The sequence below is a fragment of the Pedobacter sp. NO84 genome, assembly GCF_059703915.1.
Window position 1 is genome coordinate 3,697,590 of the sequence record NZ_AP046575.1, and the last position, 15,980, is coordinate 3,713,569.

The window sequence follows — 15,980 nt, forward strand, 5'->3', positions numbered from 1 at the left end:
GTATAATTACTCTTGGTGAATTTACAGTTAATGGTAAATAATCGTACCTTTCTATTCATATTTTTACATGCTTTCTTTTTATGAAATATTATAAGGTTTCGGGATTAATCATTCTATTTTTTTCTATAAATGTTTCGGCGCAACAAAGCGTGGTAAGAGACCCAGCAATCAGTGCGATGGTGAGCGAGGTATCTACATCCAATTTGGAGCAACTGATCAAGAAACTGGTCTCTTTCCAAACCCGGCATACCCTAAGTGATACGTTGAGTAAAACAACCGGTATCGGCGCCGCCAGAACTTGGATAAAAAGTGAATTTGAACGATATGGAGCTGCAAGTAAGGGTAGGCTCCAGGTTTCTTTCGACAGTTTTGTACAGGCTCCGGATGGCCGTAGAATAAAGGATCCGGTACTACTTAAAAATGTGATTGCCGTTTTACCTGGGACGGATCCAGCGGATAAAAGAATGTTGATGGTTTCTGGTCATTATGATTCAAGGGTAACTGATGTAATGAACATCAAAGATTTTGCGCCCGGTGCTAACGACGATGCTTCGGGTGTAGCTGCAGTGTTGGAGATGTGCCGTGTGATGAGCAAGTCGACCTTTAACTGCACCCTTGTTTTTGTTGCCATGGTAGGCGAAGAGCAAGGGCTATACGGCGCTACCAATTTGGCAAAAAGAGCTAAAGAAGAAGGTTGGAATGTACACTTGTTAATGAATAATGATATTGTTGGCAACTCGTATGGTATGGAAACCGATCTTAAGGACAATCGAAGTGTGCGGGTTTTTAGCGAAGGCGTTTCTGTTGCCGAAACTAAGGAACAGGCTGCTTCACGGATCTCAGCAGGTACGGATAATGATGGGAAAGCCCGCCAAGCCGCCCGTTACATTAAAGAAGTGGCCGAAAGATATGTAGACCAATTGGAGGTGAAATTAATCTACCGTAGAGACCGCTATCTACGGGGAGGTGATCATACCCCTTTTTCGCAACAAGGTTTTGCGGCAGTCCGGATTACCGAAATGAACGAAGATTTTAATAGGCAACATCAGGATGTGCGAACAGAAAATGGATTCAAATACGGGGATCTGCCAGAATACGTAGATTATAACTACCTGCAAAAAGTAGCCCGAATGAACCTATCTGTGATGAGCAATTTAGGCTTGTCTGTTCAGGAACCTGAAAATGTAACCATAGTTACCTCAGGATTAACCAATAAAACAACTTTGAAATGGGAAGTGCCTAAAGGAAAAGCACCCTCAGGGTATTATGTCTTAATGCGAGAAACCACTAGTCCGTTTTGGGAGAAGAAGTTCTTCTTTAAAGAAAATACCGCTATATTAAATTATTCGAAAGATAATTATTTTTTCGGTGTTCAGGCCGTTGATGAAAATGGGCATGAAAGCCTGGTAATTATTCCAAAAGGACGATAAAAATTTAATTAACACTCATCAGAATTATTTTATGAATAAATACATCCTAATTTTCGCTTTATTCTTTGTTCAATGTGCACAAGCCCAATTTAAGTTTAATGGCAATATCGAACAGCTTGATCCTTCTGGACAAAGACCGGTTGGATGGGCTTATGCCTTTAATTTACAAATGATGAAAGCCTACCCTGTACATTTAGATAGCGCTATCAAGCATGATGGTAAGTATAGCCTATCTATGGAGCAGGTTGGTTCCGAATTTGAATATGGGGCAATAGATTATGTGATACAACAACAATTTGATGGAAAAAAAATCGAACTGCGTGGTTACATAAAAACCCAAGATGTAGCTAATGGGTATGCCGGATTATGGGTAAGGCTAGATGGTAGAAACGGAATGTTAACCATTGATAATATGGCCAACCAAAAGGTTGAGGGTACCACAGATTGGAAGCAATACACCATTCAGATAGCATACGATCCAAAAATTACACGTGAAATTCATGTTGGGGGATTGTTGGTTGGGAAAGGTAAAGCTTGGTTTGATGGATTTGAAATCTTTATTGATGGTAAACCTATCGAAAAGGCCAAACAGGCACTAATTGTACAGAAAAAGGCTGATACCGACACCTCCTATGCCAAAGGATCAAAAATCAATTCGATCGCAATTACTCCTCAGCAGGTTACAAATCTAACTTTAGCAGGGCAGTTCTGGGGATTTCTTAAATACCATCATCCCGCAATTGCCAAAGGAGATTACAACTGGGACGCAGAGCTATTTAGATTTTTGCCAAGTGTAATCGCTTCCAAAAATAATGAAGAACTCAGTGCCGCTCTTGAAAAATACCTAGACCAATTACCAGTTCCATCAAAATGTAAAAACTGTGATGTAAGAATTGAAGCAGAAGCAATTAAGCCCGACTATGGTTCTTTGTTAATAGGAACTATCTTGAGCAAATCGCTCACTAGTAAAATAGACTACATTAAGAACAACAGAAATACTGGCGAAAATTACTATATAGGTACAGAGATGGTTGGTAATCCAAAGTTTAGTAATGAGCGAGCGTATCCAGCAATGACTTATCCAGATGCGGGGTATCGCCTATTGTCCTTATATCGTTATTGGGCAATGATCAACTACTATTTCCCCTACAAAGATGTAATTGGAAAGGACTGGAACAAGGTGTTGAGTGATTTTATTCCTAAATTTACAGCCGCAAAAGATAGTAAAGAATACACATTGGCAACATTAGGCTTAATTGCTAATATAAACGATACACATGCCAATATTTGGGGAGGAAACAAGACATTAACTGAAATAAAAGGGATTTATGCCGCTCCTTTTCAGGCCAGATTTATTGAAGGAAGTTTAGTAATTACCGGTTTTTACGTTGATTCATTAGCCGAAAAATCTAATCTTCACATTGGCGATGTAATTACTGCTATAAATGGTAAAAGTGTAGAAGAGCTGATGAAAACGTATTTGCCCATTACCGCTGCCTCCAACTATGACACCCAGCTAAGAGATCTTCCGAGGGATTTTTTGTTAAGGAGCAATGACAAGTCGCTCTCGTTTACCTTACAGGCATGGGATAAAAATATAGAAGTATCCGTTCCTTTAATTAATTATACCTTAACCTACAAGAATCTAGATTATACCAAACTAACGTCATATTATCTGATGAGTAATGATATCGGATATGTTTATCCTGCCAAGTACAAAAACACGGATTTACCAGCCATCAAAAAAATGTTCGAAAACGCAAAGGGTATGGTTATCGATATGCGTTGCTATCCTTCAGATTTTATGCCTTTCTCCTTTGGTGGATATATCAAAAAGCAGAGCACACCATTCGTAAAATTTACCAAAGGTGATCCATCGTATCCTGGCTTGTTTACTTTTGGTCAGGCGATAAAAAACGGAGGAGGTGGAGAGTTTAAAGGTAAGGTAATCGTGATCGTAAATTCGACTAGCCAGAGTAACGCCGAATATACTACCATGGCCTTTCAAAGCTCACCAAATGTTAAAGTAATCGGGAGTACCACAGCAGGGGCTGATGGAAATGTCTCGGCTATCATTTTACCTGGGAGCATATCAACCATGATTTCGGGATTAGGCGTTTTTTATCCAGATGGTACGCCAACACAACGGGTGGGCGTTAAAATTGATTATCCGTTAAAACCTACAATACAAGGAATAAGAGAGGGTAAAGATGAACTATTAGACAAAGCAATAGAATTGATTAATAAAGGATGGTAGCTAAGATGGAAGATGGAAAAATGTAAGATGTAAGATGGAAAAGGGAAGTTTAACTTGTTAATTAGTTAATAGCTGTGTAATCTTCTTGATCGATGTAATCATACCTATTTAATTGTCTTTTTGGAGACGACGAAGTACCCAATGATGAACATAGCTATTGCAACAATAATTCCTACCCAAATATCATGCGTAAAAATTGGGAAGTCGGTTAAACTTCCTTTTTTGCCTCTGGTTAATTGTAATGCTAAGGTTGGGTGGCTATAAGGATTGATGTAAGCATACTTCCATCCAATACCTGCCATAATTATCCCCATAATGGTGGCAATAAATCCTATGCCCATTGGTTTCAAGAAATCGGCCCAAATTAGGCTTAAAATAAATTGAATGGATAATATGCCTAATGTAGACAAGAACATTTTAAAATAAACTTTGATCAACAGTAAAGAAGGATCGTAGCCGCTAAATTTATAAGCCGGTCTGATCAACTCCAGAGCATGTCCGAAAACATAGGTAAAGAGAGCAAATAAAAATAGGCAGAGAAAAATTACCACTACCCCATAAATATATTTGGCCGAGTAGATAGAGAGTTTATTAAGTGGTTGTGCAAATAAGGTTTTCCAGGTATCATTTCTATGTTCTATGTTATTGATAGAAAAGGACATGAAGATTACGTAGAACGGCATGATTAACATTCCCATCACATTTAAGGCAATGCCAATGTACTGCATCCACAAAAGGAGAGATGGTGGGTTAGACTTTAACACCTGATCCGTAAAATAGTAACCAATAGCAATTGAGCCACAGATTAACAAGGGTAATAAGATGGCGGCCCAAAAAGCCAGGGTTTTTTTAGATTTATAAAATTCTGATTGTAGTGATATGAAGAAGGAGCGCATAGGTTATTAATTTTTTGAGGTGATGTCTAAGAATAAATGTTCTAGATCTTTTCTTTCCTTACTTAACCCATAAACGGTAATTCCATTTTGCACCAACAAGGTGTTCAGGATTCCCATTTCTTCTTTGCTGGTAAAAGTAATCGAAATTGATTGTTTATCTTTTTGAATAATTTCAGCTCCTGCCCCTGTTAAAATTTCAATGGTTCTTGCTTGGTTGTTGGTTTCTATTTTAATGGTAGACTTACTTAAATTATGTAGATCGCTAATCGTTCCCTGAAACAACAATTCGCCTTTATTAATGATTCCTACATAGGTAGCTGTTCTCTCGATCTCAGCTAAAAGATGGCTGGATACGAGGATGGTCTTGCCATGGTTGGTGGTAAGATCGATCATTAAATTCCTGATCTCAATTATACCATTTGGATCTAGGCCATTGGTGGGCTCATCTAACAACAACAATTCTGGATCTCCCAGCAAAGCTAAAGCGATGCCTAAACGTTGTTTCATGCCTAGTGAGTATTTCCCTGCTTTTTTATCGGCGGCATCTGTTAAGCCAACTAAACTTAGCATCTCAGCACAAATGCTTTTTTTGATCCCTAATAAAATGCATCGGTTAATCAGATTTTCTTTTCCCGATAGGTGGCCATAAATAGCTGGTTGTTCTACCAAGGCACCCATTCGTTTTAAACTCGCAATGCGATTGGCATTTATTTCCTTACCAAAAATGAAAACTTGGTCGGCCGGTGATTTTAACAAGTTCAACAGAATTTTTATGGTTGTGGTCTTTCCAGCGCCATTGGGCCCTAAAAAACCATAAATACTTCCTTTGGGTACTTGGAGTGAAAGATCTTTAACTACGGTTTGCGAACCAAAGTTATAAGTTAACCCTACAGTTTCTATTGCGTAATTGCTCATCTATTTTAGGATAGCAACTGTAGCTTTAACAATAGTATTCCCAGCCGCTGAAGTTTTTAAGGCAACTTCATCATTAGCAGTTGTAGGTGTGCTAGTAGCGAAGGCCAATACCATCATAATAAATACTGGAAATAATAAAAGCAAGAATGGCGATACATTTGATAACTTTTTCATAATTTTTTTATTCTAGATTGATTTGTTTGTTTTGTTGAAACAAATAGAATAATTAAAAAAATACTGTTAAAATGTTTTAGACCAAGTGGATTTAATTCTAGATAAACGGGTAAATAAGCACTTTAAGCGGATGTTGGCGATTTGTGGCGATTGGTAGAAAAAAAATGCCCGTTCGTCGAAAGTGAGGCCAAAAATTAAATACTATATTTACTTTGTATCCATTAACAGCACAAAATAAAGGATAAAAAAACATGAAAAGTAAAGGTGCAATTATCGTAAATGCGATTTTTTGGTTATTAATCGTAGCATTTACAGCATTAATTATTTTAAATAGTCCAGAAAAAGCAACTTGGTTTGAACTATTGGTGCAATTTGGCTACTATGGGGTTATAAATGTTTCTATTTACTTTATTAACTATCTTATTCTTATTCCCAATATCATTCAAAAGCAGCAACGATCATGGCTGTACCTTATATTGGTTGTGGGCTTGATTGCGGTAACCATGGTGGTTAAGTTTGGCATCGCATTGATGTACCCAGAAGTAATGTTGTCTCATAGAGGGCCCCGTGGCGAAAGTGAATCGGCTTCTTACACTGGGTTTTTAATCAGCACCTGCTTAATTACAGGATTTTTTATTGTTATAAGCTCACTCCTGAAATTTTCTACCGATTGGTTCTCAAACGAACGGATCCAGCGCAATCTGGAAAGTGAGAAAAAAGATATGGAACTGCAGTTTTTGAAATCTCAGCTTAACCCCCATTTTTTATTCAACTCCTTAAACAATATCTATTCATTAGCCTATCAAAAGTCGGAAAAAACGGCCGATGCAATTTTGAAGCTCTCCGAAATCATGCGCTATATGATCTATGAAAGCAATGATAGCTGGGTAGACTTAAACAAGGAAGTAGAATACGTACAGAGTTTTGTAGAGCTTCAAAAATTAAGATTTAAGGATGGAGCTGCGGTAGAAATCAAGATCAACGGAGAAATTGATGGGCAACGTATCGTACCCTTGATCTTAATCTCGTTTGTAGAAAATGCCTTTAAGCACGGTGTGGCCAACGACCCAGAAGATCCAATAAGGATTAATATTATTGCCAATCAAAAAATACTGCATTTTAGTGTAAGTAATAAGAAAAGCAAAACTAATAAGGATGCTATGGGCGGGGTTGGATTAAACAATGTTGAAAGAAGGTTACAATTACTTTATCCCGAACGTTACAAATTAAATATTGTAAATTCGGCAACCCATTATACCACAGAATTGATGTTAGATCTATGATATTAAAATGTATTGCTGTAGACGACGAGCCTTTAGCGCTTGATATTATTGAAGATTATATTTCAAAAGTTCCATTTTTGCAATTGATTAAACGTACCGAGAATGCAATAGAAGCCTTACAATTGGTACAGGCCGGCGGCATTGATCTGGTATTCTTGGATATACAAATGCCTGATTTAACAGGAATTCAGTTTTTAAAGATCGCAAGTGGTAAATCAAATTATATTCTAACCACGGCCTATTCTCAATATGCCCTAGAAAGCTATGATCTGAATGTTTCGGATTATTTATTGAAGCCTATCGCTTTTGATCGTTTTTATAAAGCAGTAGAAAAGGTACATAATCAATTGCAAAAATCTGAGCCAACTGCGGCTTCAACTATAGAGCCAATTGCCGCTCCTGTATCATCGGCGCATGCCCAACAAGTGCAGGATTTTATTTTTGTAAAAACAGAGCATAAAATTCAAAAGATCCAATTAGATGATATTCTTTATATCGAAGGCCTTAAAGATTACATCTCCATTTTCACCAAATCAGAACGGGTAATTACCTTACAGAACATGAAGAAAATGGAAGAGACCTTGCCAAAGGGCGAATTTATTAGGGTACATAAATCTTATATCATTGCCCTAGATAAGATAGAGAGTATCGAAAGGAGCCGGATTTCAATTACAGGTAAGATCATTCCCATAGGTGACACCTATAGGGACGAATTCTTTAAGTTAATTGATGGAAAGAATATATAGCAGATAGTACATGGCTAATGGCATAGATGGGCCTTATGCATCATGTCTATGAACCATTAACTATGAACCATCGACTATTAACCATGAACCACTAATTGGTCTGCAAAGGTTTTACCGTATAGCCCATTGCCTGCAAGCCCTTAATTAAACCTTCTTTCCCAATTAAATGTCCTGCGCCAACGGCGATAAAAAGGGATTGATCTTTCATCAATTCGGGAAGCTTGTCCATCCATTTCTGATTGCGGTTTTTGAGCATGCCATCCATTTCTTGGGCCGAATAGCTATCATTATCAGCAAAGAGCTTTTCTAGTTTTTTTAAGTCTTGTGAAATATAGTACTGATATAGATTCTTGCTCTCCAATAAGTTCTTGTCTTCTTCCTTGATATATTTAAGCAATAACTCTTTTTGGCGTTGCAAGCTGCTTCCAAATAGAATTTTAGCCTGATCTTCCGCGGTTTCCAGACCTATTATTTTTTTATTGTTTTGAGTGGCATAAAGCTGAAAATATTCATCAATAGCGGGGTTTGTTGCTGTAAATGTTTTTGGTGAGGTTAGCTGCAAAATAATGGTTTGGATAACTACAGGCTTCATCATATTAAACATTTCGAGTTGATAACCAGGAAATTTCTTTATGTAATCTGATACGGTCTTGTACTCGGCGGGAGTAAATAAGGTGCTGAGTGTAGTATCTTTCATCATCAGAAATGGCGCAAGTTTCATCTGAAGGCTTTTATCCAAGATCAGCATTTCGCCAACTATCGCATCAGCTGTTTTTAGCTTCTGTTCTACCACATTCATAGTATCTACAAAACCTTTATCGGCAAAATGGTAAGTGCCAAATAAATAGGAAGGCTTGGTAAGTCCGTTTCCCGAAATCTCCCAAAATAATGTATTTGTTTCTTTTTTCTTTTGGGCGTTAGCCGTGAAGCTGATAATAAAGAGAAAGGCGATAAGTGATAAGCGAAAAGCGTTGGGCGAAAAGCGAAAGGGGTTAGGCAATGCGCCATTGGCGAACAGCGATTGGCGAAGGGTATAATTTTTATTTCTCATTTTCAAGGGGTTGATGGAGGTGCGTTCTTATGGCCTGCTCGGCAGCTAAAGTTATCTCCTCTGCATTTTTATTGGTTAGATCAATGGGATGTAAAACTGTCCATTTTATGGCATTGCCAACAGTTAGTGGAACCATGCCGTAACGAACAATTTTCCAAGAATTTTCTATGGCGATAGGAACTATTAATGATCTCGGTGCGACTTTTAAGAGCGTGGCTATTCCTCCCACCTGAAATGGTTTTAACCTACCATCTTTAGCCCTTGTACCTTCCGCAAAGATAAGTGCACTCCAATTATTAGCTGCCATTCTCTTTCCTAATTTAATGATCTCTGAAATGGCCTGTTTACTGTCTTTTCGGTCGATATTGGCGCCACCACCCACCTTAAGGTTATATGAAATAGATGGGATGCCCTTTGTAAGTTCAATTTTTGAGATAAACTTTGGATGATGTTTCTTTAGGTTCCAAATAATTCCCGGAATATCATACATACTCTGATGATTGGCCACAAATATAATTGGCCGGTCTAAAGGAAGGTGCTGATGATTGGTAAAGGTTACCGAATTAAATAAAACCCAATTGCTATAGGTTAAGAACAGGTTTAATATATCTACCGAAACCTTATGTGCTTTATAACCAAAAAATCTAAAGCAAATCCATTGTATGGGATGAAAGATGCATAAGAACAAAAAGAATACGATATGAAATAGTGGCCCGAAAAAATATCCTAATAGCTTGCTCATTCCTAGATTTTCCCTTGTTGTATGGTTGGGGGGTAAAGATAAGAAAAGTTTGGAGTTAGGTGTTGAGCGTTTAGCGTTGGAATAATTTTGTCAGGAATTAAATAATAATCCGATAGCTATCGGGACGTTAATCCGTGTAATCAATTAGTCTTAGGCGGTGGAGGAATAACTACCTTTTTAACTTTAATATTCGTAAAGCGATAATTGATGCTCAGGTTCACATTACTGGTATTGTTGGTAGAATGGCTCTGGGAGAAGAAGTTAAGACCTTCGCTGATGGAGTTGTTGTTTTTCTTTCCGAACGGATCATTTGTACTGATCCTAACGCTCCATGCATTTTTAAAGAATGATTTTCTAGCGCCAAAACTGCTGTTAACCGAACTTTTATTTCGCCCTTGGGCACTAATGATATTAGCATAATTGAGGTTCGATTCGAAGGCGGTTTTAAGGGGCAACTGCATTGAGAAACCAAAAGAAGCGGTAAGACTTAGGCCATCACGATTTAGCGAAGAATTGAGTTTTGAGCTATATTTACTTTGGATAACGGTGAAATTTCCATTGGCAGAGATCTTATTGGTAGGCCTAAAATTTCCGATCAACATTAGGGCAAATCTATTATTGGTACCTACATTATCGAATGTACTCTTTGACACCCCACTTTTGTCTACTATTCGATATCTTTCTATCACGCCCTCGCTGGTAGAAAAGGAGATACGTGGGGTAAAGGACCATTTTTTCCCAAAAGCACCGAAACTGAAGTCCATTTGGTGAGTATAGGAAGGATCTAGATCGGGGTTTCCATAAGAAATATTCAACGTATCGGCATTGTTAACCTGTGGATTTAAGGTGTTTTCTCTTGGCCTGTTAACCCGTACACTATAGGTAGCGCCATAATTATATCGTTTTTTAAAGAAATGGTTAATGGAAATATTAGGAAATACGCTCAGGTAAGGCTTCACATGATAACTAGCGCCGGTGTTTAAGTCGAAGTTAACATCAGTGTATTCGGCTCTTACCCCTCCCTTAAAGCCCCAACCATTTTTTCGGTAGTTGTAGGATGCATAACCAGAGGCTATATTTTCGTTATAGAAAAATTTGTTGGTTAAATTTAGATTGGTAACATACTGTTGGGTCTTGAAATTGAAATTCTGAACCAAGAGATCATTGTCGTTCTTACGGTAGCTGTAGGCCACACCAAGTTCTAACTGATCACGTTTTTTAACTACAGGTTTATCAAAATCTAAATTAAAGGTTAGCCCTGTATTTCCTGTTTCATTGTCGTTTTGCTGCAAGCTAGGGCTCAAGTTTGAGGGGAAAGCATAGGAACGATCGTAAGACCTGAGATCATTATAGGTATTGGTATTTGCAGTTATGCCCATGGTGAGTTTAGCCCCGGTAGTATCTATTTGGAGGCTGTAATCAGCGTTGAAAACAAAACTATCACTATTGCCATCACCTAAATTTTGTTGGTTGCGCAACCGGGTTGCAATCTGGGCCTCGTCCAAATAGTAGAAATCGTTACCTGCCAGGCTGCTGGTCTTGCTGAGGTTGTAATTGGTAGAAAGCCTTAAGCTCTGTTTTGGAGTGATGTCCCAATCAAAGCCAAGCCTAAAGTTCCCGCCGTTATTATCACTTCGGTTGCTATTAAACTGATTGTAATAAAATGTGGTATCTGGAAAAAAGTTTGTTCTGTAACTTTCACTGTTTCCTTTGCCAATGTTCTGACGATAGGCACCACTACCCAAAACGCTATAGTTTTTTCCACGGTAGGAAGCATTTGCATTCGTATTATAGTTGCCCTGCAATCCAGCATTAAGCCCAATATTGCCGTTAAAGCCCACTCTAACACCTTTTTTCAACACTATATTTAATATTCCTTCTCCATCGCCTGAATATTTAGATGGTGGATTTGTCATCACTTCTATCTTATCAATAGCATCTGATGGCAGTACATTTAATAAATCTGCGATATTGCTAGACATGTATTCGGACGGCTTTCCATCAATAAATACGCGGGTGCTTCTCTTGCCGGCAATGGTGGCATTTCCATCAATATCAACCTGTACCATTGGCACATTCTTTAATACGTCTGTTGCCGTACTTCCTTCGGCCAATACAGATGAGCCCACATTGTAGGTAATGATATCGGCACCAAATTCTACCAAAGGTTTTTGGGCGCTAATTACTACTTCATTTAAATTACTTTGTTCACTACTTAGTTTAAGATTGCCCACATTTTTATCATAATCTTTTTCTGTAATGATAATTTCATTTACAAATAAGGTAGCAAAACCAATGTAGCTAACTTTGATTTTATAGGTGCCGGGTTTAAGATTGATGAATTTGAAGTATCCATTTTCATCACTTTGTGTAGCAGTTAAAGGTTGTTCTGAAGCCGACTCGAATACCGAGATGATAGCAAAAGGAATAGGTAAAGCGCCTACTTCTTCTACTACCTTTCCTCTAATAATACCGGTTTCGGCACTTTTAGCCCGGAAAGAAAACAAACCAAGCGAGATAATAACGAAGAAATAGGGAAGCAGTTTTTTCAAGATAGGGCAAAGATAAAATATTAAAATGATTCTTCGTCTTGACGTAAGTTTTGATCGTCAGTTTTTGTGTTTTTTTTGAAGTTGATATCAGTTTTACCGAATGATATGAGAAGTTTTGCAGATTAAATTCATTAATAACAGAACTTTATGTAATATTTGACTCATTTAATCAACTATTCATCAGGTGTCCTTTAAAAGAAGACAAAGTTCGGCAATGAAGGTTTAAAAAATAAGGGGTAACTATTTTATTACAGCAATTTATGATCAACTACAGTACTATTTTTGATAATGATGCGATGGTTTATGAAGTCTATCGTGAAGTGATCTATCTTTTAATGCAAAAAGGAAAAGCGACAGGAACGGATCATTCTGAAGCCATGCTGCACTATACCAAAATGAATAACCAGCGGATGAACAGGATTGAAAAAACAATGGTACTAAAGGATGAGATTTACAAGTTGATCAAAAATATTAAGGGCAGATATAATTTCTTGGTTATTAGTGAAGGATGGTGTGGTGATGCCGCTCAGATTTTACCTGTATTAGATAAAATAGTTAAGGATTCTCGTGGAAAGTTTAACATGAAACTGATTTTTAGGGACGAACATCTAGATATCATGGACCAGTATTTAACTAATGGCAAAAGAGCCATCCCGGTGGTGCTGGTGCTAGATGAAGACAAGAACCTTATTTTGCCCAAATGGGGTCCACGGCCAGCAGTTCTACAGCATTTATTAGCCGAATGGAAGAAGGAAGAAGTGGATTATGCGATTACAGCAGAAAAAATACATAGCTGGTATGCAAAGGATAAAACGTTAACCACTCAGCTTGAGCTTACGGAATATCTAAGCCAACTGGCATAGCTCATAGCGCCTAGCGCTTAACGCCATACGCTCAGCCCTAATCCACAGATACAGTTAATCCTTCCTGTTGCAAAATTTTGCGATATACTTCCATCTCGGTAAATGAGCCCTCTAATACCGGACATTTTCCTTTGTTATGTACTTCCCAGGCAATTTTTTCACCCTGTGTTTCGCTATAGTCCAAATATTTCATCATGCACCAGATTACATGCTCAAAGGTATTTACATCATCATTCCATAAAATTAACCGATGTACCGTTTTTAAAGAAGTGAGAATTTCTTCTAGCGTAAATGTTTCTTCCTTTGTTTCTGTAGACATGGTACAAAAATAAGGAATTAAGTCCATAGTGCATAGTCAATGGTCCATAGTCCATAGCCGATAGTCCATGGTTTGGATCCATCGGGTTTATCTCGTAATTACGCCAAAGGCATCCCAGGCATCAACCATCAACCAAAGCCAACTCTAGTATTAAGCTTTATCAGCTAGACCATGGACTATAGTCTATTGACTATCATCTATAATGGCTATCTTTGCTTCTCAAACCAAATCCATATGCAAAGTTCTAAGATTGCCGGTGTCGGATATTATGTGCCTAAAAATGTATATACCAACGCAGACTTATCTCGTTTTATGGATACCAATGATGAGTGGATCCAAGAACGTACTGGGATTAAAGAAAGAAGATTTGCCGATCGGTTAACAGAAACCACCACTACTATGGGGGTTGAGGCAGCGAAAATTGCTATCGAAAGAGCAGGGATCACGAACCAAGATGTTGATTTTATCATCTTTGCCACGTTAAGTCCGGATTATTATTTTCCAGGCTGCGGGGTGTTGCTACAAAGGGAAATGAAAATGAGAGAAGTTGGCGCATTGGATGTACGCAACCAGTGCTCTGGGTTTTTATATGCACTCTCTATTGCCGATCAGTTTATTAAAACCGGCATGTACAAAAATATTTTAGTTGTAGGAAGCGAAAAGCATTCGTTTGCGATGGACTTTGAAACAAGAAGTCGAAATGTTTCTGTCATTTTTGGAGATGGTGCAGGCGCAGTAGTTCTACAGCCAACCCAAAAAGAAGGTGAGGGCATTTTAAGTACGCATTTACATAGCGATGGCGCTGATGCCGAGTTATTGGCCATGTTTTATCCGGGATCTCATGCCAATAAATGGACGCCCACTAAACCTGGCTATCCGGATCAAGAATTAGGAGGACTATTTTTAACCACAGAGCAATTGGAGAGCGGTGCAGCTTTGCCCTATATGGATGGTCCAGCGGTGTTTAAAAAAGCGGTAGTTAAATTTCCTGAAGTTATAAAAGAAGCTTTAAAAGCAAATAGTTTAACAGAAAAGGATATTAATCTACTCATCCCACATCAGGCTAACCTAAGGATTAGCCAATATGTACAACACTTATTAGGTTTGGGAGATGATCAGGTTTTTAATAACATCCAAAAATACGGAAATACTACGGCTGCCTCTGTGCCCATTGCGCTATGTGAGGCCTGGGAGGCGGGAAAGATCAAGGATGGCGACTTAATCTGCCTTGCTGCATTTGGATCGGGGTTTACCTGGGCCAGTGCTTTGATAAGATGGTAAGTTATCATTATCAGTTGTCAGTTATCAGTTTACAGTTATCGGTTGTCAGTTTTGCTAACATATTTTAAATGAGTTTTAAATTAGGAGATTTTGTTCGTTTTGTTGACGAAAAACGTGAAGGATACATTACCAGAATTATAGATCCACTAACTTTAGGGGTGACTGATACAGACGGCTTTGAGATTCCAGTGGCGACAAGTAATTTGACCCATGTGCATGGTCATTCCTCCAATCCAGCCATTAAAACCTCAGAAAAGCAAGAAGAGTTTATAGAGAAGGAGTTTATAGAAACTGGGATATTTTTAGCGGTGGCCGAAGATTCAAAAGCGAGTGCAGTTGTACATTTTACGTTGGTTAATTCAACTTCTCAGCAGTTGCTGCTAACTTTAAAAACCGACAAAAAAGGTCTTTATCGAGGAGAATTTGCCAGTATTGTACAACCTAAAACCAACACTCAAGTGTACAGTGCAAACTTAGGCGACTTAGAAATATGGCCAGAATTTATTTTTCAGGTACTGTATTTTACCCCCTCTAATCTTAAACCCCAAGAACCTTTAGTTGTGGTTAAAAAGTTTAGGGCAAAAGATTTTAATAGCTCAAAACAACAGATCCAGTCCATCAATAAGTACGGATGGTTATTACAATTAGACGAACCTGTGCCCTTGATTGATGCCCAGAAATTGAAGGAGAGTTTTTTCAAATCACCGGCTCCAAAAACGGTTATCGCTAAGCCTGCAACAGAGATAGACCTACATATTGAAAAATTACGGGATGATCATCAATTTTTAGGGCAAAATGAAATCATCACCATTCAACTAAACTATTTTCAGCAAATGCTGGATGCGGCTATTGTAAACCAGATGCCATCTATCATTTTTATTCATGGAGTGGGTAATGGCATCTTAAGGCATCATATCCACAAGGCCATTGGCAGACATCCCCAAGTAAAAACCTTTATGGATGCACGCAAAGAAAAATTTGGTTTTGGTGCAACGGAAGTAATTTTTAAGGTTTAAGCCCCAAACTGCCTTAAGTGATGATCCAAATGCTTCCAATTGAGTGCATCCCATTGCTGCGGGCTCATTTTGCCGAAAATAGGATGTTTAGGCGCAAGGCTATCTTTTTTGTCGTTAAGTTTATTAACCAGATCAATTAATTTTTGTCTTTCGATTGTTAAAGAAGGTTCATCTTCAATTATAAAATCTTTATGAGTTGGCAAATGTTTGTCGAAAGGCTCTTCTTTCATTAATTTCTTTTTAATAAAGGGACCTAATATCATAAATAACAAATTACTGCTCAGCTTAAGCTCGCCTATTCCAACTTTGATAGGCTGTTGGCAATGTGCCAACATTTGTGCACTCGACATTTTGCCCCATTGTCTTTCACTATTTTCGTTAATGCTAGCAATGCGTTGGATCATTTCATTGCGTTCTGCGGGGTTAAAGAGAGATTTCATAATTGATTATTTATC

The 15,980-nt window shown here is 38.1% G+C and carries 15 protein-coding genes; 7 read left to right on the forward strand and 8 right to left on the reverse strand.

The genetic code is table 11. The features are described from left to right. Nucleotides 1-80 precede the first annotated feature (80 nt). Nucleotides 81-1,430, forward strand: a complete 1,350-nt coding sequence (locus tag AC6H0V_RS16375; RefSeq protein ID WP_497561276.1) for a M20/M25/M40 family metallo-hydrolase — start codon at nt 81-83, stop codon at nt 1,428-1,430. 31 nt (nt 1,431-1,461) lie between these two features. Further along, nucleotides 1,462-3,687 carry a S41 family peptidase gene (locus tag AC6H0V_RS16380; RefSeq protein ID WP_497561277.1) on the forward strand — a complete coding sequence of 742 codons (2,226 nt, stop codon included), beginning with the start codon at nt 1,462-1,464 and terminating at the stop codon, nt 3,685-3,687. A gap of 104 nt (nt 3,688-3,791) precedes the next feature. On the opposite strand, the gene AC6H0V_RS16385 is transcribed toward AC6H0V_RS16380, so the two are convergent. From AC6H0V_RS16385 to AC6H0V_RS16395, 3 genes are read right to left on the reverse strand one after another with little or no spacing between them, the layout of a single operon-like run. Continuing rightward, entirely contained in the window at nt 3,792-4,583 is a 792-nt protein-coding gene (locus AC6H0V_RS16385; protein WP_497561278.1) for an ABC transporter permease, read from the reverse strand. Nucleotides 4,584-4,589: 6 nt separating this feature from the next. Next, nucleotides 4,590-5,498: an ABC transporter ATP-binding protein gene (locus AC6H0V_RS16390; protein WP_497561279.1), complete on the reverse strand. Its 909-nt coding sequence runs from the start codon at nt 5,496-5,498 to the stop codon at nt 4,590-4,592. Beyond that, complete coding sequence (locus AC6H0V_RS16395; RefSeq protein WP_497561280.1) at nt 5,499-5,672, reverse strand: hypothetical protein; 174 nt, start codon at nt 5,670-5,672, stop codon at nt 5,499-5,501. Nucleotides 5,673-5,923: 251 nt separating this feature from the next. Between AC6H0V_RS16395 and AC6H0V_RS16400 the strand changes: the two genes are divergently transcribed. After that, a complete protein-coding gene (locus AC6H0V_RS16400; protein ID WP_497561281.1) occupies nt 5,924-6,955 on the forward strand; it encodes a sensor histidine kinase in 1,032 nt (343 codons plus the stop codon). Further along, nucleotides 6,952-7,701 carry a LytR/AlgR family response regulator transcription factor gene (locus AC6H0V_RS16405; protein ID WP_497561282.1) on the forward strand — a complete coding sequence of 250 codons (750 nt, stop codon included), beginning with the start codon at nt 6,952-6,954 and terminating at the stop codon, nt 7,699-7,701. The genes AC6H0V_RS16400 and AC6H0V_RS16405 overlap by 4 nt, the downstream gene beginning before the upstream one ends. Before the next feature lie 91 nt (nt 7,702-7,792). On the opposite strand, the gene AC6H0V_RS16410 is transcribed toward AC6H0V_RS16405, so the two are convergent. The 3 genes from AC6H0V_RS16410 to AC6H0V_RS16420 form a co-directional block, all read right to left on the reverse strand. Continuing rightward, nucleotides 7,793-8,752, reverse strand: coding sequence for a TraB/GumN family protein (locus AC6H0V_RS16410; protein WP_497561283.1), 960 nt, complete (start codon nt 8,750-8,752; stop codon nt 7,793-7,795). Beyond that, nucleotides 8,742-9,494 carry a lysophospholipid acyltransferase family protein gene (locus tag AC6H0V_RS16415; protein WP_497561284.1) on the reverse strand — a complete coding sequence of 251 codons (753 nt, stop codon included), beginning with the start codon at nt 9,492-9,494 and terminating at the stop codon, nt 8,742-8,744. Before AC6H0V_RS16415 ends, AC6H0V_RS16410 begins: the two co-directional genes overlap by 11 nt. 140 nt (nt 9,495-9,634) lie before the next feature. Beyond that, on the reverse strand, nt 9,635-12,046 hold the full coding sequence (locus AC6H0V_RS16420) for a TonB-dependent receptor (protein WP_497561285.1): 2,412 nt from the start codon (nt 12,044-12,046) through the stop codon (nt 9,635-9,637). Between the two features lie 260 nt (nt 12,047-12,306). Between AC6H0V_RS16420 and AC6H0V_RS16425 the strand changes: the two genes are divergently transcribed. Then, nucleotides 12,307-12,909, forward strand: a complete 603-nt coding sequence (locus tag AC6H0V_RS16425) for a thioredoxin family protein (RefSeq protein ID WP_497561286.1) — start codon at nt 12,307-12,309, stop codon at nt 12,907-12,909. A 37-nt stretch (nt 12,910-12,946) separates the two neighbouring features. Here AC6H0V_RS16425 and AC6H0V_RS16430 read toward each other — a convergent pair whose 3' ends face one another. Continuing rightward, nucleotides 12,947-13,228 carry an ATP-dependent Clp protease adaptor ClpS gene (locus AC6H0V_RS16430; RefSeq protein WP_497561287.1) on the reverse strand — a complete coding sequence of 94 codons (282 nt, stop codon included), beginning with the start codon at nt 13,226-13,228 and terminating at the stop codon, nt 12,947-12,949. Between the two features lie 234 nt (nt 13,229-13,462). Between AC6H0V_RS16430 and AC6H0V_RS16435 the strand changes: the two genes are divergently transcribed. Beyond that, nucleotides 13,463-14,509 carry a 3-oxoacyl-ACP synthase III family protein gene (locus AC6H0V_RS16435; RefSeq protein ID WP_497561288.1) on the forward strand — a complete coding sequence of 349 codons (1,047 nt, stop codon included), beginning with the start codon at nt 13,463-13,465 and terminating at the stop codon, nt 14,507-14,509. Between the two features lie 68 nt (nt 14,510-14,577). Continuing rightward, the gene (locus AC6H0V_RS16440; protein WP_497561289.1) at nt 14,578-15,525 is read left to right on the forward strand and encodes a Smr/MutS family protein; all 948 of its coding nucleotides are present in this window, start codon (nt 14,578-14,580) and stop codon (nt 15,523-15,525) included. On the opposite strand, the gene AC6H0V_RS16445 is transcribed toward AC6H0V_RS16440, so the two are convergent. After that, nucleotides 15,522-15,965 carry a DUF1569 domain-containing protein gene (locus AC6H0V_RS16445; protein WP_497561290.1) on the reverse strand — a complete coding sequence of 148 codons (444 nt, stop codon included), beginning with the start codon at nt 15,963-15,965 and terminating at the stop codon, nt 15,522-15,524. The genes AC6H0V_RS16440 and AC6H0V_RS16445 overlap by 4 nt on opposite strands. Nucleotides 15,966-15,980 lie beyond the last annotated feature (15 nt).